Source organism: Ancylobacter mangrovi (assembly GCF_024752355.1).
Classification (GTDB): domain Bacteria; phylum Pseudomonadota; class Alphaproteobacteria; order Rhizobiales; family Xanthobacteraceae; genus Ancylobacter; species Ancylobacter mangrovi.
This window is the reverse complement of the sequence record NZ_JANTHZ010000003.1, coordinates 120,231-142,846: the sequence shown is the minus strand read 5'-3', so window position 1 is coordinate 142,846 and position 22,616 is coordinate 120,231. Positions and strand designations below refer to the sequence as shown.

Sequence of the window (22,616 nt, the reverse complement as noted above, 5' to 3'; positions counted from 1 at the left end):
GGCGCGGCGCTCAGGGGCCCTTGAAGTGGTCGGGCGCCGAGCTGGTCTCGCCGCTGGCGACGTCGGTGATCTGGAAGCTCATCTCGAGCGAGGCGTTGGCCGGCAGCCGGGCTTCGGTCGAGACCAGCGCGCGCAGCTCGAAGGTCTGGTCGGGGCCGACCTCGACCACCGGCCGCCCGTCCTCCATCTCGGTGGTGCCGCCGGCGATCTCGAGCTGCGCCTGCGGCACGCCCGTCACCGAGATGGCGAAGCGGCGCGGCATGGACTGCTTGTTGACCAGCCGCAGCGTGTAGGCGTTGCGGATCGCCCCATCGGAGAGCTGCACGAAGAGCGGGTTGCGGTCATGGATCACCGCGACCGATTCCGAGCCGCGCATCGCCAGCGTCGCCACCATGATGCCGCCGACGATCACGATCAGCGCCGCGTAGAGCACCGTGCGCGCGCGCAGGATCTTCGTCACCGGCGGCAGGCCCTTGATCCGCCGCTCGACGTTCATCTCGGTGTCGTAGGCGATCAGCCCGGTCGGACGGCCGACCTTCTTCATCACCGTGTCGCAGGCGTCGATGCACAGCCCGCACTGCACGCAGGAGAGCTGGCTGCCGAGCCGGATGTCGACCCCGGTCGGGCAGGCGGCGACGCATTGCCGGCAGTCGATGCAGTCGCCCGCCGGCAGGCCTTCGAGCTTCAGCGCCTCGGTCTTCTTGAGCGAGCCGCGCGGCTCGCCGCGGTCGTACCGATAGGTGACGTTGAGCGCGTATTCGTCGGTCAGCGCGGCCTGGATGCGCGGCCACGGGCACATATAGGTGCACACCTGCTCACGCATGTGGCCGGCGAGCACATAGGTGGTGAAGGTGAGGATGGCGATCCACAGATAGGCGACCAGCGGCGCCTCGCCCTTCAGGAGCTGCATGGCGAGGGTCGGCGCATCGGCGAAGTAGAGCACCCAGGCGCCGCCGGTCCACCACGCCACCATCAGCCAGAGCGCGTGCTTGGCCGCCGCCTCGAAGGCGCGCTGCGTGCGCGAGGCGTGCTTGAGCTTGTCGCGGCGCTGGCGCGGGTCGCCCTCCACCATGCGCTCGATGGCCTGGAACAGGTCGGTCCACACGGTCTGCGGGCACAGATAGCCGCACCATAGCCGCCCGGCGACCGCGTTCATCAGGAACAGCACCAGCGCCGCCAGGATCAGCAGGCCGGTGATGTAGTAGATCTCCTGCGGCCAGATCTCGATGAAGAAGAAGTAGAAGCGCCCGTTGGCGAGGTCGACCAGCACCGCCTGCGAGGGCGCGTTCGGCCCGCGGTCCCAGCGCACGAAGGGCAGCAGGTAGTAGATGCCGAGCGTGATGACGAGCAGCGTCCACTTGATGCGGCGGAAGGTGCCGTGCACCGCGATCGGATAGATCTTGCGCCGCGCCTCGTAGAGCGGGCCCTCGATATCGGTATCCACTTCCGCTTTCGTCGCCACGTTCATCTTGCCTGTCCCGGCCTTTCCTCGGCTCCTTTTAGGCGTTCGAGAATAGGCCGTTGATCCGGTCCATGCCGGGCGGGAAACTGCTTATGCGGCGGCACGCCGCTGGGGCGCCCCGCCGCAGCCGGACGCCGCGCGCAACGTCGCTTGAAGCCCTCGGGGACAGGGCGCGGGAAGGGAGTGAGGGGGCTCCTCCGCCCCCGGCCGGAGCCCCCTCACCGGCGCACCGCGGCCCGCTCGCCCATGCGGGCGCGAAGGCCGCGGGCGCCTGATCCGGCGCCGGCCCGGGCCGCCCCTCCGCCGCCCGGCCTCGCCTGTCGGGCGCTTACTTGCCGCCGCCCAGCGCGTGGACATAGACCGTGAGCGCCTTGATGGTGCTCGGGTCGAGCCGGCCCGACCAGGCCGGCATGATGCCGCCGCGCCCGTTGGTGACGGTGGCGACGATCGTGTCGCGGTCGGACCCGTAGAGCCAGATGGCGTCGGTCAGGTTCGGCGCCCCGAGCTCGGGATTGCCCTTGGCGTCCGGCCCGTGGCAGGCGACGCAGTTGGCCTCGAACACCTGCTTGCCGGCCTCGAGGTCGGTTGCCCCCTCCGGCGCGTGGCCGGACAGCGAGAGCACGTAGTCGGCGACCGCGAACACCTGCGGCCGGGTCAGGATGCCGTCGCGCCCGAAGGCCGGCATGTCGCCCATGTGCCCGCCATCGTCGGTCGAGCGCGCCCCGTGCAGGATGGTGTTCTGGATCTGCTCCAGCGTGCCGCCCCACAGCCAGTCGTCGTCGTTGAGGTTGGGATAGCCCTTGGCGCCGCCGGCGCCCGCGCCGTGGCACGGCGCGCAATTGTCGCCGAACGCCGCCCGGCCCTGGGCGCGGGCGAAGGCGAGCAGCTCGGGGTTGGCCTCGATCTCTTCGAGCGAGGCCGCGTCCAGCTTGCCGGCGAAGGCGGCGCGCTGGGCGTGCAGCGCCGCGAGGTCCGCCTGGATCGCCTCGCGCGAGTTCCAGCCCAGCAGGCCGGAGGTGTAGCCCGAGACCAGCGGCCAGGCCGGATAGGCGAACCAGTAGACCACGGCCCAGGCGATGCAGGCATAGAACAGCCACAGCCACCAGCGCGGCAGCGGGTTGTTCAGCTCCCTGATGCCGTCCCATTCGTGGCCGGTGGTCGACACGCCGGTGACGGCGTCGACCTCGTGCTTGTGCGCGTCCTGGGCGTGCGGGTTCTGCGCATGAATGTCGGCCATGGTCTCAGTCCTCGCTCAGAGGCAGGCGGGCGGCTTCGTCGAACTCGCCCTTGCGCCGCGGGTTCAGCGCATAGGCGAGCACGCACAGGAAGATCGCGACGAAATAGACGAGGCCCCAGGTCTGGGCGAACTCGGCAAGGGCGCGGTAGGTCTCGTTCATGTCATGCCTCCTCAGCGCACATTGGCCTTGTCGTCATAGAGCTTGAAATCGACCATGGTGCCGAGCGCCTGCAGGTAGGCGATCAGCGCATCGGCCTCGGAAAGCAGGGCGGGATTGCCGTCGAAGTCGCGCTGCTGGGCGCCCGGATAGCGCTCGTCGAGGGCATCGGCGTCGGCATTCGGATCGGCCTGGGCGCGCAGGTCGGCGAGCGCGTTCTCCACCATCTCGGGCGAATAGGGCACGCCGAGCTCGGCCTGGGTCGACAGGTCCTCGGCGATATACTCGGCCTTCAGCCGGGTGCGCGCCAGGAACGGGTAGCCGGGCATGATCGAGCCCGGCACCACCGAGCGCGGATCGGCGAGGTGCTGACGCTGCCACTCGTCGGAATATTTGTTGCCGACGCGGGCGAGATCCGGCCCGGTGCGCTTGGAGCCCCACTGGAACGGGTGGTCGTACATGCTCTCGGCCGCCAGCGAGTAGTGGCCGTAGCGCTCCACCTCGTCGCGCAGCGGGCGGATCATCTGCGAGTGGCAGTTGTAGCAGCCCTCGCGCACATAGATGTTGCGCCCGGCGAGCTCGAGCGGCGTCCAGGGACGCACGCCCGAGACCTTCTCGATCGTGCTCTTCAGGTAGAACAGCGGCACGATCTCGACCAGGCCGCCGATGGCGACCACGATCAGGATGCCGATCACCAGCCAGATCGAGTTCTTCTCGAAGAAGGCATGCTTGGCCCAGAGCGAGGTCGGGGTCTTCTTGGTTGCGGCTTCAGCCATGATGGGGATCCTCACTCGGCCGGCACGAGGGACGGCGCGCGCGCGCCGGTGTCGGCCTCGACCGCGTCGGGCTGGCGGATGGTCATGTAGAGGTTGAAGGCCATCAGCAGCGCGCCGAGCAGGAACAGCACCCCGCCCACCGCGCGGATGATGTAGAAGGGATGCATCGCCTCGACGGTCTCGATGAACGAGTATTCGAGGAAGCCGAGCGAGGTGTAGGCGCGCCACATCAGGCCCTGCAGGATGCCCGCCACCCACATCGCCGAGATGTAGAAGACGATGCCCAGCGTCGAGATCCAGAAGTGCCAGTTGACGAGGCGCAGGGAGTAGAGCTCGCGCTTGTTCCACAGCCACGGCACCAGGCAGTAGATGGCGCCGAAGGAGATGTAGGCGACCCAGCCCAGCGCGCCCGAATGCACGTGGCCGATGGTCCAGTCGGTGTAGTGGCTGAGCGAGTTCACCGCCTTCACCGACATCATCGGCCCCTCGAAGGTCGACATGCCGTAGAAGGCGACCGAGACCACCATCATGCGGATCACCGGGTCGGTGCGCAGCTTGTCCCACGCGCCCGAGAGCGTCATCAGCCCGTTGATCATGCCGCCCCAGGAGGGCATCCACAGCATGATCGAGAAGGTCATGCCGAGCGTCTGCGCCCAGTCCGGCAGCGCGGTGTAGTGCAGGTGGTGCGGGCCCGCCCAGATGTAGAGGAAGATCAGCGCCCAGAAGTGGATGATCGACAGCCGGTAGGAATAGACCGGCCGGTCGGCGCGCTTGGGGATGAAGTAGTACATGATGGCGAGGAAGCCGGCGGTCAGGAAGAAGCCGACCGCGTTATGGCCGTACCACCACTGCACCATGGCGTCCTGCACGCCCGACCACACGATGTAGGACTTGGGCGAGAACACCGAGACCGGAAGGCTCGCATTGTTGCCCAGGTGCAGCATCGCGATGGTGACGATGAAGGCGAGGTAGAACCAGTTCGCCACATAGATGTGCGGTTCCTTGCGCCGCCACAGCGTGGCGAGGAACACCAGCAGGTAGGTCACCCACACCACCGTCAGCCACAGGTCGGCGTACCATTCCGGCTCGGCATATTCCTTCGACTGGGTGATGCCGAGCAGATAGCCGGTGCCGGCGATGACGATGAAGAAATTGTAGCCCAGCACCACGAACCACGGCGCCAGTTCGCCCGCCAGCCGCGCCCGCGAGGTGCGCTGCACGACGTAGAACGAGGTGCCGATCAGCACGTTGCCGCCGAAGGCGAAGATCACCGCCGAGGTGTGCAGCGGCCGGAGCCGGCCGAAGGCGGTCCAGGGCAGGTCGAAATTGAGCCAGGGGAAGGCGAGCTGGAAGGCGATGATGACGCCGACCGTGAAACCGGCAATTCCCCAGAACATCGCCGCCACGGTGGCGAACTTGACCGGCCCCATATTGTAGTTGGGCTTGCCGGCGATCTCGAGCGGGGGCAGCGCGGCCGGCCGCTCCACATAGCGGTTGAGGATGACGAACACCGCCGCCACGCTCGCCAGCGCCGAGAGATAGGCGTGGAAGGCGTAGCCGGGGTCCTGCGCCCGCGAGGCGACGGTGATGCACACCAGCGTCATCACCGCGAACACGAAGGCGAGGCCTCCTTCGCCGAATGTCAGCTTCTTGCGGCCGGATTGATCGACACCTGGCTCGGTGGCGCCCGACCCGCCGTTTTCCTGCCTCGTGGCGCTGCTCAGTTGCGTCATGCGACCCTCCACGCCCCCGATCTCCTTGGATCTGGAACGACTCCATTCAATCGGGTCGACCATTCGCCTTGCGGCACCCCGGCAGCCTTGATTCAGGTCAAGGCTACGGGTCTTCACGGAGGCGCGAGGTGGCGGCGGAACGACGCAGCGGAACGCCGATGGGGAACGTGCCACTTCCCGCTTACCTCCCGCCGGCAGCGCCTCCCGCCCGCCGCGGCGGCACCCGCCCCTGCTCACCCGGCGGCATGCCGGCCCGGCAGCCCGCCGCTTTCGGCCCGCCCGCGCGGCAAAGGAGCGCGACACGGCCGGATGCGGCCTTGCGGCGGGTTGGCGATGGCGTCTAAGAGGACAGGGCGTCCGCAAGGACGCGACGTCTGGGAAAGCACGGCGGCCGGGGGATATCGGGGCGCCGTGTCGGGGCCGTTCGGGGGACAGACCACAGCATGATCCGCTTCCTGTTGCGCTTCGTCGGCATGTGGCTGCTGGCCGGCGGGTTCGTCGCCCTCGTGCTCGACGGCGTGCGCTCGATCGCCTCCTCGAGCCTGGTGATGACCCCGCTCGGCGTCACCTGGCTCGCCACCAGCGAGACCAGCCTGGCGCGCGCCGAGGACCTCGTCAGCTCCAACCTGCCCGCCGGGACGTGGGAGACGGTGATGGTGCCGCTGCTGCAGGCGCCCCTCTTCGCCGTGCTCGGCGTGCTCGGGCTCCTCCTGATCCTGATCGGGCGCCCGAAGCGCCGCTGACGCCCGGCGCGCCGGCGACCGGATCGCGCACGCGCGCCCCCGCACCCGCCGCCCTTCCCGGCGTCCCGGCACGACCACGCTTGCGCGATCGCACGGCGCCGCCCTCGCAAGCACGGCCCGGAATGACTACATTAGGCAGCGGAAAACGAGGGACGAAGCCATGTTCTTCTTCAAGAAGAGTCTCGACCTGCCGACCCCCGACACCGCCCTGCCCGGGCGCCCGCAGCCGATCCCGACCTCGGCGCGCCACGTGGTCAACGGCCACGCCCTCAAGGGCCCCTATCCCGAGGGCTATGAGACCGCGATCTTCGCGCTCGGCTGCTTCTGGGGCGCGGAGCGCAAGTTCTGGCGGACGCCCGGTGTCTGGGTCACCGCGGTCGGCTACATCAACGGCATCACGCCGAACCCGACCTATGAGGAGACCTGCACCGGCATGACCGGCCACGCCGAGGCGGTGCTCGTGGTCTACGATCCGGCGAGGGTGTCCTATGACGAACTGCTCAGGCTGTTCTGGGAGAGCCACGACCCGACCCAGGGCATGCGCCAGGGCAACGATGTCGGCACCACCTACCGCTCCGGCATCTATGTCACCTCGCCCGAGCAGCGCGCGGCGGCCGAGGCCAGCAAGACGGCCTATGACGCGGCGCTGAAGGCGAAGGGTTTCCCGCCGATCACCACCGAGATCGTCGACGCCCCGACCTTCTATTTCGCCGAGGACTACCACCAGCAATATCTCGCCCGGAACCCGAACGGCTATTGCGGGCTGGGCGGCACCGGCGTCTCCTGCCCGATCGGGACCGGCGTGAACGCCTGAGACGTCCTCCCCGGAAAGCACGAAGGGACGCGGCACTGCCGCGTCCCTTTCTTTTCAACCCGCTCGTTGGGGAAAGCATCCGCCCAGGGGCGGTCGTCCCGTGCGCCAGCTCAGCCGCCCTGCGCGATCGACGAGATCAGGCCGCTGACGATGCCGATCATCAGGTACTCGTTATTGACGCGCACCCACTTGTAGCCGCGCGGCGGCGGGGCGAGATGATAGCGCCGGTAGTCGGTCACGACGTTCTGACGGTAACCGGCCGGCAGCCGCTTCCCCCTCGACCACTGCGAGTGATGGGGCTGCGCATGATGCGGCTTGGCCTGCACATGGTGCTGGGCGTGCCCGTTCGCCTGCGCGTGCGGTGGCGGCCCGTGCCGGGTGGGCGTGTTGTGCGGCTGCGCGTAGGGGGGCTTCTGGTGCCCCTGCGAGTACCCACCCTGCGCGAACGCCATGGGGGTGCCAAGCACAGACAGAAGAGAAGCGGCAATAATCAGTCGTTTCATGACGTATACTCCAAGCGCGATGTGTCATTTCACATCATCTATGACAGGAACGATGCAGCTCACGACATGAACGCCCAATGAATACGTCCCTAAACAATTTGTAATGGAGCGATGACAACGCCAGGTATTGCGCAGGTACTCTCCAGTTGGGCGCCGATTAGCTGGATCTCCTTCGTGATGCAGGCCACACGCGGGGAGACAATCCGCAAGCGCCCGGCCGGTTCCCGCAAACATGGCAGTTGGCCCATGCGTTGCGCGTCCCGCATGGCGCCCGCTTCTGCGGCACGTCGCCCGCCACGTGGGGGCAGGAAGCCCGTAATTCACATTAGAATATCGTTTATTGACTGGAATAAACGCACCTTGTATGTGTTAAACGATCCCGCTCACTGCCGGCACCTGATGTCATGACTGAAGCCGACCGCTCGCCCGTTCCCGCCAACCGCACCGCCCGGCCCGTGGCCGCGCGCATGTCGGCGCTTGCCCGACTGCCGGTGTTCTTCGCCCTTCAGGGCCGGCGCGTGATGCTGGCCGGGGGCTCGGAGGCGGCGAGCTGGAAGGCGGAGCTGCTGTCCGCCGCCGGGGCCGAGGTCGAGGTGATCGCCCCCACCCCCTGCGAGGATCTCCTGGCGCTCGCCGCCGCCCCGCCGGACGGACCGGTACGCCTCGTCGCCCGCGACTGGACGCTGGCCGACCTCGACGGCGCCGCCCTCGCCATCGGCGCGATGGAGGAGGACGAGGAAGGCGCGCGCTTCGCCGCTGCCGCCCGCGCCGCCGGCGTGCCGGTGAACGTGGTCGACAAGCCGGCCTTCTGCGATTTCGCCTTCGGCGCCATCGTCAACCGCTCGCCGCTGGTGGTCGGCATCTCCACCGACGGCGCCGCCCCGGTGTTCGGCCAGGCGGTGCGGGCCAAGATCGAGGCGGTGATCCCGCAGGGCTTCCGCCACTGGGCCGAGGCGGCACGGAGCTGGCGCCCTCTGGTGAGCGCGCTCGGGCTCTCCCATCACGGCCGCCGCCGCTTCTGGGAGCGCTTCACCGCGCGCGCCCTGGAGGCGCCCGAGGCCGAGCCCGCCCCAGCGCTGCGCGACGACCTGCTCGCCCGTGCCGAGTTCGAGCGCGGCGCCGCCGGGCGCGGCTCGGTGGCGCTGGTCGGCGCCGGCCCGGGCGACCCGGAACTGCTCACCCTCAAGGCGGTGCGCGTGCTGCAGTCGGCCGACGTGGTGCTCTATGACGATCTCGTCGCCCCGGCGGTGCTCGACGTCGCCCGCCGCGAGGCAAGGAAGATGCTGGTCGGCAAGACCGGCTACAAGCCTTCCTGCAAGCAGGACGACATCAACGCGCTGATGGTCTCGCTGGCGACGCAGGGCAAGCGCGTGGTGCGCCTCAAGGGCGGCGACCCGATGGTGTTCGGCCGTGCCGGCGAGGAGATCGCCGCCGCCCGTGCCGCCGGCATCCCGGTCGAGGTGGTGCCGGGCATCAGCGCGGCGCAGGGCGCGGCCGGCCGTCTCGCCGTCTCGCTCACCCATCGCGACCATGCGCGCCGGCTGCAATTCGTCACCGCCCATGCCCGCGACGGCCGCCTGCCGCGCGACCTCGACTGGTCCGCGCTCACCGACCCGGCCGCGACCACGGTCGTCTACATGCCCCAGCGCACCTGGGCCGAGCTCGCCACGCAGGCCATCGCCGCCGGGCTCGATCCGGCGACGCCGGCGATCGCGGTGTTCTCGGCCACGCGGCCGGAGGAGCGCCAGGTCCCCGCCACCGTCGGCACGCTGGCGCCGGCGCTGGAGCGGGCGGTCGCGGAAGGCGCGGGCGGGCCGTGCCTCATCCTGTTCGGCCACGCCATCGGCGAGGCCGCCGCCTTCGCCGGCGAGCTCGAACGCGAGGCCCTCGCCGCGCTCGCCTGAACCACTGCGCGTAACCTGCCGCGCCTGAACCGGCGGACCGGCCTCAGTCGGCCGGGGCGAAGCCGATCCGCGCTTCCAGCTTCTCGTAGAGCGGGTTCTCGGCCGCGAACACATAGTCGAGCGGGCCGACCGAGACCGTCGCCGCCCCCTTCTCGCGCAGGAACACGGCGAGCGCGTGCAGCGTGTCGGGCGGGCAGTGCAGCGTCACCATCCCCGACGAGGTCGGCGCCCCGAACGGCGCCACCGCCCCGAAGCGGCGCACCGCCTCCTGCACGATCGCGCTGTCACAGGCGGAAAAGCGCGTCTTCACCTCGCGCATGGTGGCCGCGCGCTTGGCTGCCGTCACCCGGTCGAGCAGCGCCCGCGCCGCCGCACGCGCCGCCGGGCTCCAGTCGGCGTGGAGCGAGGCGACGAGGTTCGCCTCCGAGCGCAGCATCACCCCGTCCTCAATCACCTTCAGCGCATTGGCCGCCAGCGTCGAGCCGGTGGTGGTGATGTCGACGATCAGCTCCGCCGTCCCCGCCGCCGGCGTGCCCTCGGTGGCGCCGAGACTCTCGACGATGCGGTAGTCGACGATGCCGTGGCGGGCGAAGAAGGCGCGCGTCAGGTTGAGGTACTTGGTCGCCACCCGCACCCGCCGCCCGCGGCTGGCGTGGAAATGGGTCGCCACGTCGTCGAGGTCGCGCATGGTGCGCACGTCGATCCAGGCCTGCGGCACCGCGACCACGACATTGGCGAAGCCGAAGCCGAGCCCTTCCACCAGCAGCACCTTGGCGTCGGCGTCGGCGATGGTCTCGCGCACCAGGTCCTCGCCGGTGACGCCGAGATGTACCGCGCCCGAGGCGAGCTGGCTGGCGATCTCGGAGGCGGAGAGATACGCCACCTCCACGCCTTCCACGCCCGACAGCGTGCCGCGATAGTCCCGCGCCCCGCGCGACTGGGTGAGGTTCATTCCCGCCCGCGCGAAGAACGCACTCGCATTCTCCTGCAGCCGGCCCTTGGAGGGCACGGCGACGACGAGCGATGATGCCTGTGCGCTCATCTCCGCCCCCTCATATGCGTGCTTCGGCGGCGTCGAGCCGGCCGAGCCAGACCGCGAAACCCACCGCCGGCACCGGGTCCGGCGCGCCGAGCCGGGCGAGCAGCCCGTCATAGCGCCCGCCCGCCACCAGCGGCGCGCCTTCGCCGTTCTCGTGCAGTTCGAACACCATGCCGGAATAGTAGTCGAGCGGCCGGCCGAAGGCGGCGGCGAAGCGCAATCGCTCCGGCGCCACGCCCTGCGCGGCGATGAAGTTGGTGCGGCTCTCGAACGAATCGAGCGCCGAAGCGAGGTCGAGCCCCGCCTCGTCGGCAAGCGCGCGCAGCGCCCGCGCCGCCGTGTCCGGGTCGCCGGCGATCGAGAGGTAGCGCTCGATCACGGCCACCTTCTCCGGCGCCAGCCCTTCCGCGTCGCCCGGCGCCGCCTGCTCGAGGAAGCGCTCGGCGATCTCCGGCACGGTGCGCCCGCCCACGGTCGAGATGCCGGCGATGGAGAGCAGGTCCGTCACCAGCGCGTGCGCCGCCGCCGGGTCGGAGCCGGCGAAGGCGGAGAGCACGCCGGCATAGGCGCCCGCGCCGCTGCCGCCCGGTCGCGCCTTGAGCGCGGCGAGGTCGGCACCGAGATCGCCCGAGCGCGCGAAATCCTTGATCAGGCGCCGCCGCCAGCCCGGCGGCAGATGCAGCGCGTCGAGCAGGGTGGCGAACAGCCCGGCATCGCCGAGCCGGATGGTGGGGTCGATCACCCCCCACAGCGCCGCCGTCTCCAGCCCCAGCGCCAGCAATTCGGCATCCGCCGCCTCGCGGTCGGCGCGGCCGAAGGATTCGACGCCCGCCTGCAGCAGCTCGCCATTGGCGACGTCGGAGCGGAACACCGGGCCGAGATAGGCGAAGTCGCGCGGCTGGGCGGCGCCGTCGGCGATGTATTGCCGGCACACCGGCAGCGTCAGGTCCGGCCTGAGGCACAGTTCGCGCCCGTCCGGGTCGGTGGTGATGAACATGGTGCGCCGCATCTCCTCGCCGGACAGGTCGAGGAAGGCATCGGCGGGCTGCAGCACCGGCGGCTCGACGCGCGCGAAGCCGGCCCGCGCATAGAGCGCGAGCAGTTCCTCGGCGTGGTTCGTCGCGGAGAGCATGGAACGGGGTCTCGGCTCGTGGGTCGTGGATCTCGGACGTGGGTCTCGAACGCGGCGCCGGGGGCGTTCCCGGCCTGACGGATCTTCGGGCCTGACGGCGCGGTATGTCCGTCGGGCAGCGCGCTTCTAGCAAAGGGGGGCGGCGGGGTCCATGCGCACGGCCGTCCGGCAGTGCCTGCGTAGCGATCGGCCCCGCGCGGCGGCCTCAGCCCAGCGCCGCGCCGTGCGGGACGCCGTGATGGTCCAGCACCTCGATCACCTTCGCGACCAGCTCGTCCTCGGCGCAGGCGAACTGCGCCGGCCGGCTCTCGCGCCATTCGGCGTTGTCGGTGATGGCGGCGGCGGCCTTGGCGCCCTCGATCAGGTCCTTGATCTGCACCTGTCCCGCGGCGCGCTCGTCCGAGCCCTGGATGACGACGCAGGGGCTGTTGCGCCGGTCGGCATATTTGAACTGGTTGCCGAGGTTCTTCGGGTTGCCGAGATACATCTCGGCCCGGATGCCGGCCTGCCGGAGCCTGGCGACGAGGCCCATGTAGTGCGCGACCTCGTCGCGGTCCATCACCACCACGACGACCGGGCCGTAGTCGGGCGCGGCCTCTGCGCCCTTCAGGTAGGACAGGGCCGAGGCAAGGCGCGAGACGCCGATGGAAAAGCCGGTCGCCGGCACGGGTTCCGAGCGGAACCGCCCGACCAGCCCGTCATAGCGCCCGCCCCCGCCCACCGAACCGAACCGCACAGGGCGGCCCTTCTCGTCCGCGACCTGGAAGGTCAGCTCGGCCTCGAAGACCGGGCCGGTGTAGTATTCGAGCCCACGCACGACGGAGGGGTCGATGCGGATGCGCTCGCGCCCATAACCCGCTGCTTCCACAAGCTGAGCGATTTCTCCCAGTTCTTCGATACCCTGTCGAGACGTCGTGTAGTTGCCGAAAGAATTCACCAAGCCGTCGATGATGCCCTTGTTGCTCTCGACGAAATGCGATGCATCGCCCTGCTCGGTTCGATATGTCGCGATCTCATAGCCTGCAGCGCCAGCCTCGGCAGTGCGTCCTGTCACATCTTCGAGGGGTGTGAACTCGCCAGATTGCAGGGCAACGAAGCTAATGACGGTATCGATATTTTCCGCATCCAGCCCCGCGCCCTTGGTGAAGTCGCCGCTCTTGGCTTCCGGGTTCTCCCACCGGCCTTCGCCGAGCAGGTCGCGCACGCCCTCGATGCCGACCTTGTCGAACTTGTCGATCGCCCGCAGCACCGTCAGCCGGCGCCCGGCATTCTCCTGGCCGCCGAGGCCGATGGCCTCCAGCACGCCGTCGAGCACCTTGCGGTTGTTGACCTTGATCACATAGTCGCCGCGCTTGATGCCCAGCGCCTCCAGCGTGTCCGCCGCCATCATGCAGATCTCGGCATCCGCCGCGACGGTCGGCGCGCCCACCGTGTCGGCGTCGAACTGCATGAACTGGCGGAAACGGCCCGGGCCCGGCTTCTCGTTGCGGAACACCCAGCCCGCCCGGTAGGAGCGGAACGGCTTGGCCAGCCGGTCGAAATTCTCCGCCACATGGCGGGCGAGCGGGGCGGTCAGGTCGTAGCGCAGCGACAGCCACTGCTCGTCGTCGTCCTGGAACGAGAACACACCCTCGTTCGGCCGGTCCTGGTCGGGCAGGAACTTGCCGAGCGCGTCGGTGTACTCGACGAACGGCGTCTCCAGCGCCTCGAAGCCGTAGAGCTCGTAGACCTTGCGGATGGTCTCCAGCATGGACCGCGTGCCGGCGAGCTCGGCCGGGCCGCGATCGGCGAAGCCGCGCGGCGTGCGGGCCTTCAGTCGGCTGGTCTTGTCCTTGGCCATGATGGGCGTCGTTCCTGCGGGCGTTCGTGGGAAAGTCTCGGTCGGCGCGGGTTTAGTTGATGGCTGGCCAACCAGCAACCACCGCCCGTCTCGCGAGCCCGTCGAACCGGCCGCCGTCAGTCGAACAATTCGGCCACCGCCTCCTCGGCGATGGCGAAGCCGGTCGAGGCGCCGGTGCCGCTCGTCACCACGACGAGGCGGATCGCCGGGTCGGGCCGGTCGATGAAGGCGAGCCGGTCCGGCGCGGAGGCATAGGTGCCGGTCCAGCGCTCCACCACCCGCTCCGGCCCGGCCCCGAACAGCGCCGCATATTCGTCGAGGATCAGCTCGTCGACACGGGCCGACGCGAACGGGTCGGGCGTCGGCGCATAGTGATGGCTGTCGCCGATGACGAGCGAGCCGTCGGCCGACTGCACCACGATCAGGTGCACGCCGTTGGCGAGGTGCTCGCCCTGCTCGGCCGCGAGCCGCCGCTTCAGCGGCTCGGCCTCGGGGAACTCGGCATAGCCGAGATAGCGCGCCAGCGAGAGATCGGTCATCACCGCGCCGGGCAGCCGCCCCAGCCGCGGGTCCGCGACCCGCAGCATGTGCAGCTTGCAGCGGGTGAGGCCGTAGGGCTTGAAGCGTTCGCCGAGCAGGCTGTGGAAGTCGTCGCCCGGCGCCACCACGAGGCGCGCGGCGTGCACCGGCCCGCCCGAAGTGTCGATCCGCCCCGGCTCGATCCCGGTCACCGCGGTCTCGCGGCGGAAGACGACGCCCTCGCTCTCCAGCCAGGCGGCGAGCTTCGGGATCGCCTCACGCGATTCGACCCGCAGGTCGCGCGGGCTCCACATCCCGCCCGTCACGCTACCCTCCAGCGCCGGCAGGCGGGCGCGGACCTCAACGGGTGAGAGGCGCGCGCAGCCCTCCCCCATCTCGCTCGCGAGGAAGGCGTCGAGCACCGGCAGCGCCTCCGACCGGCGCACCGCGACGAGCAGCCCGCGATGGACGATGTCGATGCCGGCCTTGGGCGCCACCTCGGCCCAGATGTCGCGCGTGCGCATGGCCCGGCGCCAGCACTCGCCGCGCTGCTGGCCGGTCACGGTGACGAAGCCGAAATTGCGCACCGAGGCGCCGTTGGCGCGCGCGTCGCGGTCGACCACCACCACGCGCAGCCCGCGCCGGAGCGCCGCCAGCGCGTGGCCGAGGCCGACGACGCCCGCGCCGACGATGGCAAGATCGAAGCGGTCCGACATGGGTGATCCGATGACGCGTGCGGAAGGGTGGAGAGCGGAAGGCGCGGGCCGGTGGGCTCAGTCCGCCGCGGCGGAGGATTTGGGGATCGGCAGGCCGGCGTCGGCGAGGTCGTTCGCCACCCGGAGCGCCACCGACGGATCGGGGAAGAAGCGCTCGATCATCAGCTTGGGCTCGGTGCGCCAGGCGGGCGCGATCTCCACCAGCTTGCGCAGGTCCGACTGCGCCGCCTCGCGCTCGCCCGCCATGTTGCTGGCCAGCGCCCGCGCCAGCAGGCCGGGCGCGTAGCCGTCGCCCATGAGCTGGTCGGCGGCGGAGGCCGCGCCCGGCGCGTCGCCGCGCAGATAGGCCGCGATCACCCGGTAGAAGTCGACCCAGGGCGGCATGCCCGGCGCGGCCTGGGTCGCGCTGGCGAGCATCTTCTCGCCGCGCTCGACCTCGCCGAACGCGATCAGCCGCCCGGCGAAATCCGCCAGCACGTCCATGTCGTAGGGGTTGAGCGCCAGCGAGGTCTGGCCGGAGGCGATCGCCGCCGAGCGCTCGCCGCGGAAGAAGTGCACGTCCATCAGCACGCGCTGGGCGAAGGCGCTGGTCGGCTCCAGCTCGACCGCCTGCTCGGCGGCGGCCAGCGCGCGGTCCAGCACCGGCTGGTCGGAGCGCGGCTCAACCCCGGTACGGATCTCGTCGAGGTCGAGCTCGGCCAGCAGCGCGTAGCCCAGCGCGAAGGTGCTGTCGGCGGCGACGGAGCGCTCGAGGCACTGCCGCGCCCGGCGATGCTCGGCCGGCAGATAGCTGCGCCAGTAGGAATAGGCGTCGAGCACGCAGCCATACGGGCCCGCCTTGTCCGGCCCGCCGGAGGCGGTGACCCGCGCCCGCGCCCGGGCCTGGATCACGCCATAGGGCTCGGCGATGGCGGCCATGATGTCGCGCACCAGCGCCACCTCGGTCGCGGAAGGGTCCCCACCCGGCTTCAGGCTGTCGAACTCGCGCGACCACACGATGGTCCCGTCACACAGGTCCGAGAGCCGCAGCAGCACCGACATGCTGCCGTCCTCGTGATTCTCCACCAGCCCGCCGAGCGCGAAGGCCGAATAGGGCGAAACGCCCGCGCTGCCGCAGCTCACCACCGGGTGGACCTCGGGGCTCGCGAGCACGTCGAGCATGTCGAAGCGCGCCAGCGCATCGCGCACCCGCACCTCGATCGCCCGCGCGGTGAACTCGCCGCTGGTGACGACCCCGGCGCTGCGGGTGATCTCGCTCGGCGGCAGCGGCGCGCCGCCGGTGGAATCGAACGGGCGCACCTCCACCATCGGCATGCCGAGCCGATTGGCACGCTCGATCGGGCGCAGGGCGATGCTCGACACCAGCGCCCGCCAGGCGACCGGCTCCACAGTCTCGATCACGATGCCCGCCAGCACCACCGCCACAAGCAGCACCAGCGCGCCGGCGACGAAGCCGCGCAGGCTCCAGCGGCGTCCGGCATCGGCGGGAACCAGCACCACCGGCTCGCCCTCGCCCGGACCGGCCGGCTGGGACGCGGGCTCGGCCGTGCCGGGCACGGGGGCCGCGCCCCCGGCATCGCTCGGCCGGCGCGGCGTGAACTGCGGCACGTAGCTGCCGCGCGGCACCACGATCTCGATCTCGTCATTGGCGCCGGCGCCGGCATAGTAGCGCTCCAGCGCCCGGCGCAGGCGCGTCGCCTCCACCCGCACGATCGGGTCGGCCTGCGGATCGAAGGAGGCGTCGCGCCCCAGCGCCTCGACCGCGATCGTGTAGCCCTTGATCGCGTCGCGGCGCCCTTCCAGCGTCGCCTCCACCACGAAACGCAGGATGTTGGAGAGCTGCGGCGAGGAGCTCAGCTCCTCGGAGTCCAGCACGCTGGCGAGGGCACGCCGAACCTGCTCGGGCGGCACGGCATCCGCCGCCGCGTCGGTCGAAACCGGCACGTCGTCCGACGGTTCGGTGTTCGTGCTGTCGAGCACTCGGCGGTCCTCTCGCGGCGGCCGACGGAATGCGCTTCCGCGAACGGCCTGTCAAAAAACCTAACGCTAGGTGACTCTAGCACGGCTTGCGGCGAGTTGATGGCCGCTCGCGCCCTTCGAGGTCAAGCCGCCCGTGAGGTGGAAAGCGCGGCCGGCCCATGACATAGAAGGGATCGTGATCACATCATCACAATTTCTCGTAAGCGTATCGATGCTCACGCATTGTACATGACTAAAATCACGGCCCCGTCCAGCGAGCACTTCCCCGGAGACCGATCATGTCCGTCGCCTATGATTTCGATGCCGTCAGCACCACGACGCCGAACGACCTCGAAGCCTTCTGGATGGGTTTCACCGCGAACCGCGCCTTCAAGGCCCGCCCGCGCATGGTCGCGCGCGCCAAGGACATGCACTATTTCACCCCCGAGGGCCGGCCGATCCTCGACGGCTCGGCGGGCCTGTGGTGCGCCAATGCCGGCCACGGCCGCGACCCGATCGTGCAGGCGATCCAGAAGCAGGCGGCCGAGCTCGACTTCGCGCCGACCTTCCAGTTCGGCCACCCGACCGCCTTCCGCGTCGCCTCGCGCATCGCCGAACTGGCCCCCGGCGATCTCGATCATGTGTTCTTCTGCAATTCCGGTTCGGAAGCCGACGACACCGCGCTGAAGATCGCCCTCGCCTATCACGCCCTCAAGGGGCAGGCGACGCGCACCCGCCTCATCGGCCGCGAGCGCGGCTATCACGGCGTCGGCTTCGGCGGCACCTCGGTCGGCGGCATCTCGCCCAACCGCCGCTTCTTCGGCAGCCTGCTGCCCGGCGTCGACCACCTGCCCTCGACCTATGACCGCGAGAAGCAGGCCTTCTCCAAGGGCGAGCCGGAATGGGGCGCCGAGCGGGCCGAGGCGCTGGAGGGGCTCGTCGCGCTGCACGACGCCCAGACCATCGCCGCCGTCATCGTCGAGCCGATGGCCGGCTCCACCGGCGGACTTCCCGCGCCCAAGGGCTATCTCAAGCGCCTGCGCGAGATCTGCGACAAATACGGCATCCTGCTGATCTTCGACGAGGTCATCACCGGCTTCGGCCGCCTCGGCTTCCCCTTCGCCGCCGAGCGCTACGGCGTGGTGCCGGACATGATCGCCTTCGCCAAGGGCGTCACCTCCGGCACGGTGCCGATGGGCGGCGTGATCGTGCGCAAGGACATCTACGACACCTTCATGAACGGCCCCGAGCACGTCATCGAGCTGTTCCACGGCTACACCTATTCGGGCCACCCGCTGGCCTGCGCCGCCTCGCTCGCCACGCTCGACCTCTATCGCGACGAGGGCCTGTTCGAGCGCGCCCGCGCCATCGAGCCGATCTTCGCCGACGCGGTGATGAGCCTGAAGGGCAAGCCCGGCATCCTCGACATCCGCACGGTCGGCCTCGTCGCCGCCTTCGACATGGCACCGAGCGCCGAGGGCGTGGGCAAGCGCGGCTTCAAGGCGATGGAAGTGGGCTTTCACGACAACGGCATCATGTTCCGCGTCACCGGCGACACCATCGCCGTCAGCCCGCCGCTGATCATCAGCGAGAGCCAGATCGGCGAGATCGTCGACAAGCTGAGCAAGACCATCGACGCGGTGATGTGAGGGCGCCGCCTCCGCGACGAGGGGGCGGGGCCTCGCGGTGCCGCCCCCGATTCTGCTATCTGCAGGCGCCATGCGCGCCTTCGACACCACCCTCCCCATCGACGATGCCCTGCCGGCGCTGACGGACGCCCTCGCGGCCGGCACGCGCGCTGTGCTGGTCGCCCCGCCGGGCGCGGGCAAGACCACCCGCGTGCCGCTGGCGCTGCTCGACGAGCCGTGGGTGGCGGGGGGCAAGATCCTGGTGCTGGAGCCGCGGCGCCTCGCCGCCCGCACCGCCGCCGAGCGCATGGCTGCGACCCTCGGCGAGAGCGCCGGCGCCACGGTCGGTTACCGCGCCCGCTTCGGCTCCAAGGTCGGCCGGACCACCCGCATCGAGGTGATCACCGAGGGCATCTTCACCCGCATGGTGCTCGACGATCCCGAGCTTTCGGGCATCGCCGCGGTACTGTTCGACGAGTTCCACGAGCGCAGCCTCGACGCCGATCTCGGCCTCGCCCTCGCGCTCGACGCGCAGGGCGCGCTGCGCGAGGATCTGCGCCTCCTCGTCATGTCGGCGACGCTGGACGGCGCGCGCGTGGCCGGCCTGCTCGGCAAGGCACCCGTGGTCGAGAGCCTCGGCCGCCTGTTTCCGGTTGCGACCCGCTATCTCGGGCGCGAGCCCGGGCGCCCGGTGGAGCGGCAGATGGCCGACGCCATCCTGCGCGCGCTCGCCGCCGAGGAAGGCTCGATCCTCGCCTTCCTGCCCGGCGCGGCGGAAATCCGCCGCACCGAGCGCCTGCTGCGCGAGGCGGTGCGCGATCCCGCGGTCGAGATCGCCCCGCTGTTCGGCGCCATGGACCCGCGCGAGCAGGACCGCGCCATCTCCCCCGCCCCGCCGGGCCGGCGCAAGGTCGTGCTCGCCACCTCGATCGCCGAGACCAGCCTCACCATCGAAGGCGTGCGCGTGGTGGTGGACAGCGGCCTTGCCCGCCTGCCGCGCTTCGCCCCCGGCGTCGGCCTCACCCGGCTGGTGACGGCCCGCGTCTCCCGCGCCGCCGCCGACCAGCGGCGCGGCCGCGCCGGGCGCACCGGTCCGGGCGCCTGCTGGCGGCTGTGGAGCGAGCCGGAAACGGCGAGCCTGCCGGCCTTCGCGCCGCCGGAAATCCTCGCCGCCGACCTGTCGCGCCTCGTCCTCGACCTCGCGGTGTGGGGCGTACGCGATCCCGCGAGCCTTGCCTTCCTCGACCCGCCCCCCGCCCCGGCGGTGAACGAGGCCCGCGCCCTGCTGCGCGAGCTCGGCGCCCTCGATGCCGACGGCCGCGTCAGCGCCGCCGGCCGCGCCATGGCCCGGCTGCCGCTGGAGCCGCGCCTCGCCCGGATGGTGATCGAGGGTGCCCGGCGCGGCGCGGCGGAAAGCGCCGCGATGATCGCCGCCATCGTCGGCGAGCGGGGCCTCGGCGGGGATTCGCCCGACCTCCTCCATCGCCTCGACGACCTCCGGCGCGAGCGCTCGCGCCGCGTCGAGGAGGTGCGCCGGCAGGCGACCGGCTGGGCGCGCGAGGCGGAACGGCTCGCCGGCCCTGTCGACCGCGAGGCGTCCCCGCCATCCGCCGCCGCGCTGCTGGCGCTCGCCTTCCCCGACCGCATCGCCCGCGCGCGCGGCGACGGGCGCCGCTTCGTGCTGGCCAATGGCCGCGGTGCCGCGCTCGACCCGGCCTCGTCGCTGGCGAGGGCGCGCTTTCTCGCCGTCGGCGAGGTGGCGGGCGAGGCGGAGGAAGCACGCATCCTGCTCGCCGCCGAGCTGGACGAGGCCGAGATCGAGAGCACGTTCGGCTACCTTATCGAGGAAACGGTCGAGACCAGCCTCGATCCCGCCTCGGGTGCGCTGCGCGCCCGCCGCCTGCGCCGCCTCGGCAGCCTCGTCCTTGCCGAGCGCACCGCGCCGCTGGCACCGGGCCCGGAGACCGCGCTCGCTCTGGCAAGGGCCGCCGCCGCGCGCGGGCTGGAGCGGCTCGGCTGGTCGAACCACCAGCGCCAATGGCTCGACCGGGTGCGCTTCCTCCATGCGAGCGCCCCCGACATCTGGCCGGACCTCTCGCCGGAGCGGCTCGCCGCCACCGCCGACGACTGGCTCGCCCCGGCGCTCGAAGGGGCGACCTCGCTCGGCGCGATCGACGCCGACCGGCTCGGCCAGGCGCTGGCGGGGCTGCTGCCCTGGGACCTCGCGCGTCGGCTGGAAGAAGAGGCGCCGACCCATGTCGAGGTCCCCACCGGCTCGCGCCTGCCGATCGACTACGCCGCCGAGGGCGGCCCGCTGCTCGCCGTGCGCGTGCAGGAACTGTTCGGGCTGAAGACCCATCCGGCGATCGCCCATGGCCGGGTGCCGCTGACCCTCTCCCTGCTCTCGCCCGCGCACCGGCCGATCCAGGTCACGCGGGACCTGCCCGCCTTCTGGGCCGGGTCATGGGCCGATGTGCGCGCGCAGATGCGCGGGCGCTACCCGAGGCACCCCTGGCCGGAAGACCCGGCCAATGCCGAGCCAACCCGCCGCGCCAAACCGCGCAGCTGAACCCTGCCGCGCGGCCGAGCCCTGTCGCGCGGCCAGCCCTGCCGCGCGGACCCGTCGGCCGGGCCTTTCCGCTCGCGCCTGGCACCTTGCTACCCCTTGTCCGTAAAGCATTAACCACGGGTCGAGAGTCCGAAAGGTGACGCTGCGCTTTAACGCGTGGTCAACATCTGCGGCCCAAGGTGTCAGCACAATAAAATCTGTCTTCAGGCAGATCGGATGCAGAAAAGCGCAAGCAGAGAACGGATCATGAGAGAGCTGGTGGAAAGGGAGCTGGTTGATGGCCGTCTGGCCGGCCGCCGTCCGGCCTATGGCCGGCGCACCGCGGTCGCCCGCCGCCCGCACGGCACCGGTCTCGAATACGGCCTGATCGCCGCCGCCCTCGCGGTCGCCATCGTCACCGTCGTCGCCGGGCTCGGCGCCCGCTATGGCGGCGCGCCAGACACCACCCCCCCGGCCATCGCCGGCGCCGTGCAGCACGCCATCGACTGAGGCGCGCCCGCGCGCGCGGTTCAGCCGGCCAGCGGCGCCCGCCGGCGCGGCGTGACGGCGCGGCTCACCAGCAGCTTGTCGACGCGCCTACCGTCCATGTCGACCACCTCGAACCGCCAGCCCATCGCCTCGAAGCACGACCCCTCCTGGGGCAGCGCCTTCATCTCGTGCAGCACATAGCCGGCGGCGGTGTGGAAGCCGGCATCAGGCGGCACGCGGATCGCCAGCGCCTCGGCGAGTTCGTCGATCGGCGTCGCACCGGCCACCAGATAGCTGCCGTCGGCCCGCTCCACCACGTGAGGGCTCACCTGCCCCGCCTCGTCCAGCACCACCGTGCCAGCGATCGCGTCGAGCAGGTCGGCCGGCGTCAATATGCCGACCATCGAGCCATATTCGTCGACCACCAGCGCCAGCGGCGATTCCGCGTGGCGCAGCGACTTCATGGCGTCGAGCGCCCCGGCCGTCTCCACCAGCACCGCCGCCGGCTTGACGTATTGGCGCGGGTCCGGCGTCTCGCCGTTCAGATAGGCCTCGAGCAGGTCGCGTATGTCGATCACGCCGACGCTCTCGTCCGGCGTGCCCTCGCAGGCGGGCATGCGGGTATGGCTGGTCTCGCGGATCGTCTGGCGGACGGTCTCGGGGTCGTCATTGAGGTCGATCCAGTCGACATCGGTGCGCGGCGTCATCACCGCGCGCACCGGGCGGTCGGCGAGCCGCATCACGCCGGCAATCATGCGCCGCTCGTCCGGGTCGATCACGCCGGCCGTCTCAGCTTCGGCGACGATGGCGCGGATCTCCTCGTCCGAGACCTTGCTTTCCTCGTGGCTGCCGGTCTCGCCGAGCAGGCGCAGCACCATCCGCGAGGACAGGTCGAGCAGCCAGACCGCCGGCGCGGCGATGCGCGAGAGCAGCATCATGCTGGGCGCGACGAGGCTCGCCAGCCGCTCCGGGCTCTGCAGCGCGAGGCGTTTGGGGATCAGCTCGCCGACGATCAGCGAAACATAGGTGATCGCCGCCACCACCAGCGAGTAGCCGAGCCCGCCGGCCATGCCCGGCGACACGCCGTGCTGGCGCAGCCATTCGCCCAGCATGTCGCCGAGCGTGGCACCGGAGAAGGCGCCGGCCAGGATGCCGATCAGCGTGATGCCGATCTGCACCGTGGAGAGGAAGCGTCCGGGATCGCCCGCCAGCGCCAGCGCGATGCGCGCACCGTGCGAGCCGCCATCGGCCATGGCGCGCAGCCGGGCGGGACGGGCGGAGACGACGGAAAGCTCGGCCATGGCGAGGGCGCCGTTGATCAGCACGAGCAGCAGGACGACGGCGATTTCGAATAGTGGCATCGGGGGATGGGAGCAGCCTCGTTTCGCCATTATGGAGCATGGAGCATGCCTTGGCC

18 protein-coding genes are annotated in these 22,616 nt (G+C 70.8%); 6 read left to right on the top strand and 12 right to left on the bottom strand.

Annotation, left to right across the window (positions count from 1 at the left end; translation table 11 throughout):
• Window positions 1-10 precede the first annotated feature (10 nt).
• The 5 genes from ccoG to ccoN form a co-directional block, all read right to left on the bottom strand.
• Window positions 11-1,468: a cytochrome c oxidase accessory protein CcoG gene (ccoG, locus tag NVS89_RS09925; protein ID WP_258732525.1), complete on the bottom strand. Its 1,458-nt coding sequence runs from the start codon at window positions 1,466-1,468 to the stop codon at window positions 11-13.
• A gap of 322 nt (window positions 1,469-1,790) precedes the next feature.
• Window positions 1,791-2,699: a cytochrome-c oxidase, cbb3-type subunit III gene (gene ccoP, locus NVS89_RS09920; protein ID WP_258732523.1), complete on the bottom strand. Its 909-nt coding sequence runs from the start codon at window positions 2,697-2,699 to the stop codon at window positions 1,791-1,793.
• 4 nt (window positions 2,700-2,703) lie between these two features.
• Complete coding sequence (locus tag NVS89_RS09915) at window positions 2,704-2,859, bottom strand: cbb3-type cytochrome c oxidase subunit 3 (protein ID WP_258732522.1); 156 nt, start codon at window positions 2,857-2,859, stop codon at window positions 2,704-2,706.
• Window positions 2,860-2,870: 11 nt separating this feature from the next.
• Window positions 2,871-3,632, bottom strand: coding sequence for a cytochrome-c oxidase, cbb3-type subunit II (gene ccoO / locus NVS89_RS09910; protein WP_258732521.1), 762 nt, complete (start codon window positions 3,630-3,632; stop codon window positions 2,871-2,873).
• An 11-nt stretch (window positions 3,633-3,643) separates the two neighbouring features.
• Window positions 3,644-5,236 carry a cytochrome-c oxidase, cbb3-type subunit I gene (gene ccoN, locus NVS89_RS09905; RefSeq protein ID WP_258732715.1) on the bottom strand — a complete coding sequence of 531 codons (1,593 nt, stop codon included), beginning with the start codon at window positions 5,234-5,236 and terminating at the stop codon, window positions 3,644-3,646.
• A gap of 572 nt (window positions 5,237-5,808) precedes the next feature.
• On the opposite strand from ccoN, the gene NVS89_RS09900 reads away from it, so the two are divergent.
• Together NVS89_RS09900 and msrA are read left to right on the top strand one after the other, a co-directional pair.
• Entirely contained in the window at window positions 5,809-6,108 is a 300-nt protein-coding gene (locus NVS89_RS09900; RefSeq protein ID WP_258732519.1) for a hypothetical protein, read from the top strand.
• Window positions 6,109-6,268: 160 nt separating this feature from the next.
• Complete coding sequence (msrA, locus tag NVS89_RS09895; protein ID WP_258732518.1) at window positions 6,269-6,922, top strand: peptide-methionine (S)-S-oxide reductase MsrA; 654 nt, start codon at window positions 6,269-6,271, stop codon at window positions 6,920-6,922.
• Window positions 6,923-7,032: 110 nt separating this feature from the next.
• On the opposite strand, the gene NVS89_RS09890 is transcribed toward msrA, so the two are convergent.
• The gene (locus NVS89_RS09890) at window positions 7,033-7,425 is read right to left on the bottom strand and encodes an RcnB family protein (protein WP_258732517.1); all 393 of its coding nucleotides are present in this window, start codon (window positions 7,423-7,425) and stop codon (window positions 7,033-7,035) included.
• Window positions 7,426-7,829: 404 nt separating this feature from the next.
• Between NVS89_RS09890 and cysG the strand changes: the two genes are divergently transcribed.
• On the top strand, window positions 7,830-9,329 hold the full coding sequence (gene cysG / locus NVS89_RS09885; RefSeq protein ID WP_374114554.1) for a siroheme synthase CysG: 1,500 nt from the start codon (window positions 7,830-7,832) through the stop codon (window positions 9,327-9,329).
• 43 nt (window positions 9,330-9,372) lie between these two features.
• On the opposite strand, the gene hisG is transcribed toward cysG, so the two are convergent.
• The 5 genes from hisG to NVS89_RS09860 form a co-directional block, all read right to left on the bottom strand.
• Complete coding sequence (hisG, locus tag NVS89_RS09880) at window positions 9,373-10,371, bottom strand: ATP phosphoribosyltransferase (protein WP_258732516.1); 999 nt, start codon at window positions 10,369-10,371, stop codon at window positions 9,373-9,375.
• 10 nt (window positions 10,372-10,381) lie between these two features.
• On the bottom strand, window positions 10,382-11,500 hold the full coding sequence (locus NVS89_RS09875) for an ATP phosphoribosyltransferase regulatory subunit (protein WP_258732514.1): 1,119 nt from the start codon (window positions 11,498-11,500) through the stop codon (window positions 10,382-10,384).
• 205 nt (window positions 11,501-11,705) lie between these two features.
• Window positions 11,706-13,340 (bottom strand): histidine--tRNA ligase, encoded by a 1,635-nt coding sequence (gene hisS, locus NVS89_RS09870; protein ID WP_258732513.1) that lies wholly within the window; start codon window positions 13,338-13,340, stop codon window positions 11,706-11,708.
• A 116-nt stretch (window positions 13,341-13,456) separates the two neighbouring features.
• Window positions 13,457-14,575, bottom strand: coding sequence for a TIGR03364 family FAD-dependent oxidoreductase (locus NVS89_RS09865; protein WP_258732511.1), 1,119 nt, complete (start codon window positions 14,573-14,575; stop codon window positions 13,457-13,459).
• A 57-nt stretch (window positions 14,576-14,632) separates the two neighbouring features.
• Window positions 14,633-16,555 carry a tetratricopeptide repeat protein gene (locus NVS89_RS09860; RefSeq protein WP_258732509.1) on the bottom strand — a complete coding sequence of 641 codons (1,923 nt, stop codon included), beginning with the start codon at window positions 16,553-16,555 and terminating at the stop codon, window positions 14,633-14,635.
• Between the two features lie 278 nt (window positions 16,556-16,833).
• Between NVS89_RS09860 and aptA the strand changes: the two genes are divergently transcribed.
• The 3 genes from aptA to NVS89_RS09845 all read left to right on the top strand — a co-directional run bounded on the left by aptA (window position 16,834) and on the right by NVS89_RS09845 (window position 21,220).
• Entirely contained in the window at window positions 16,834-18,183 is a 1,350-nt protein-coding gene (gene aptA, locus NVS89_RS09855) for an omega-aminotransferase AptA (RefSeq protein WP_258732508.1), read from the top strand.
• 70 nt (window positions 18,184-18,253) lie between these two features.
• Entirely contained in the window at window positions 18,254-20,731 is a 2,478-nt protein-coding gene (gene hrpB / locus NVS89_RS09850) for an ATP-dependent helicase HrpB (protein WP_258732507.1), read from the top strand.
• A 246-nt stretch (window positions 20,732-20,977) separates the two neighbouring features.
• Window positions 20,978-21,220: a hypothetical protein gene (locus NVS89_RS09845; protein ID WP_258732506.1), complete on the top strand. Its 243-nt coding sequence runs from the start codon at window positions 20,978-20,980 to the stop codon at window positions 21,218-21,220.
• Window positions 21,221-21,240: 20 nt separating this feature from the next.
• Here NVS89_RS09845 and NVS89_RS09840 read toward each other — a convergent pair whose 3' ends face one another.
• Window positions 21,241-22,560, bottom strand: a complete 1,320-nt coding sequence (locus tag NVS89_RS09840) for a hemolysin family protein (protein ID WP_258732505.1) — start codon at window positions 22,558-22,560, stop codon at window positions 21,241-21,243.
• Window positions 22,561-22,616 lie beyond the last annotated feature (56 nt).

Coding starts and splice junctions, on each gene's coding strand:
- ccoG (WP_258732525.1), bottom strand. CDS start 1,468: ATGAACGTGGCGACGAAAGCGGAAGTGGATACCGATATCGAGGGCCCG.
- ccoP (WP_258732523.1), bottom strand. CDS start 2,699: ATGGCCGACATTCATGCGCAGAACCCGCACGCCCAGGACGCGCACAAG.
- NVS89_RS09915 (WP_258732522.1), bottom strand. CDS start 2,859: ATGAACGAGACCTACCGCGCCCTTGCCGAGTTCGCCCAGACCTGGGGC.
- ccoO (WP_258732521.1), bottom strand. CDS start 3,632: ATGGCTGAAGCCGCAACCAAGAAGACCCCGACCTCGCTCTGGGCCAAG.
- ccoN (WP_258732715.1), bottom strand. CDS start 5,236: ATGACGCTGGTGTGCATCACCGTCGCCTCGCGGGCGCAGGACCCCGGC.
- NVS89_RS09900 (WP_258732519.1), top strand. CDS start 5,809: ATGATCCGCTTCCTGTTGCGCTTCGTCGGCATGTGGCTGCTGGCCGGC.
- msrA (WP_258732518.1), top strand. CDS start 6,269: ATGTTCTTCTTCAAGAAGAGTCTCGACCTGCCGACCCCCGACACCGCC.
- NVS89_RS09890 (WP_258732517.1), bottom strand. CDS start 7,425: ATGAAACGACTGATTATTGCCGCTTCTCTTCTGTCTGTGCTTGGCACC.
- cysG (WP_374114554.1), top strand. CDS start 7,830: ATGACTGAAGCCGACCGCTCGCCCGTTCCCGCCAACCGCACCGCCCGG.
- hisG (WP_258732516.1), bottom strand. CDS start 10,371: ATGAGCGCACAGGCATCATCGCTCGTCGTCGCCGTGCCCTCCAAGGGC.
- NVS89_RS09875 (WP_258732514.1), bottom strand. CDS start 11,500: ATGCTCTCCGCGACGAACCACGCCGAGGAACTGCTCGCGCTCTATGCG.
- hisS (WP_258732513.1), bottom strand. CDS start 13,340: ATGGCCAAGGACAAGACCAGCCGACTGAAGGCCCGCACGCCGCGCGGC.
- NVS89_RS09865 (WP_258732511.1), bottom strand. CDS start 14,575: ATGTCGGACCGCTTCGATCTTGCCATCGTCGGCGCGGGCGTCGTCGGC.
- aptA (WP_258732508.1), top strand. CDS start 16,834: ATGTCCGTCGCCTATGATTTCGATGCCGTCAGCACCACGACGCCGAAC.
- hrpB (WP_258732507.1), top strand. CDS start 18,254: ATGCGCGCCTTCGACACCACCCTCCCCATCGACGATGCCCTGCCGGCG.
- NVS89_RS09845 (WP_258732506.1), top strand. CDS start 20,978: ATGAGAGAGCTGGTGGAAAGGGAGCTGGTTGATGGCCGTCTGGCCGGC.
- NVS89_RS09840 (WP_258732505.1), bottom strand. CDS start 22,560: ATGCCACTATTCGAAATCGCCGTCGTCCTGCTGCTCGTGCTGATCAAC.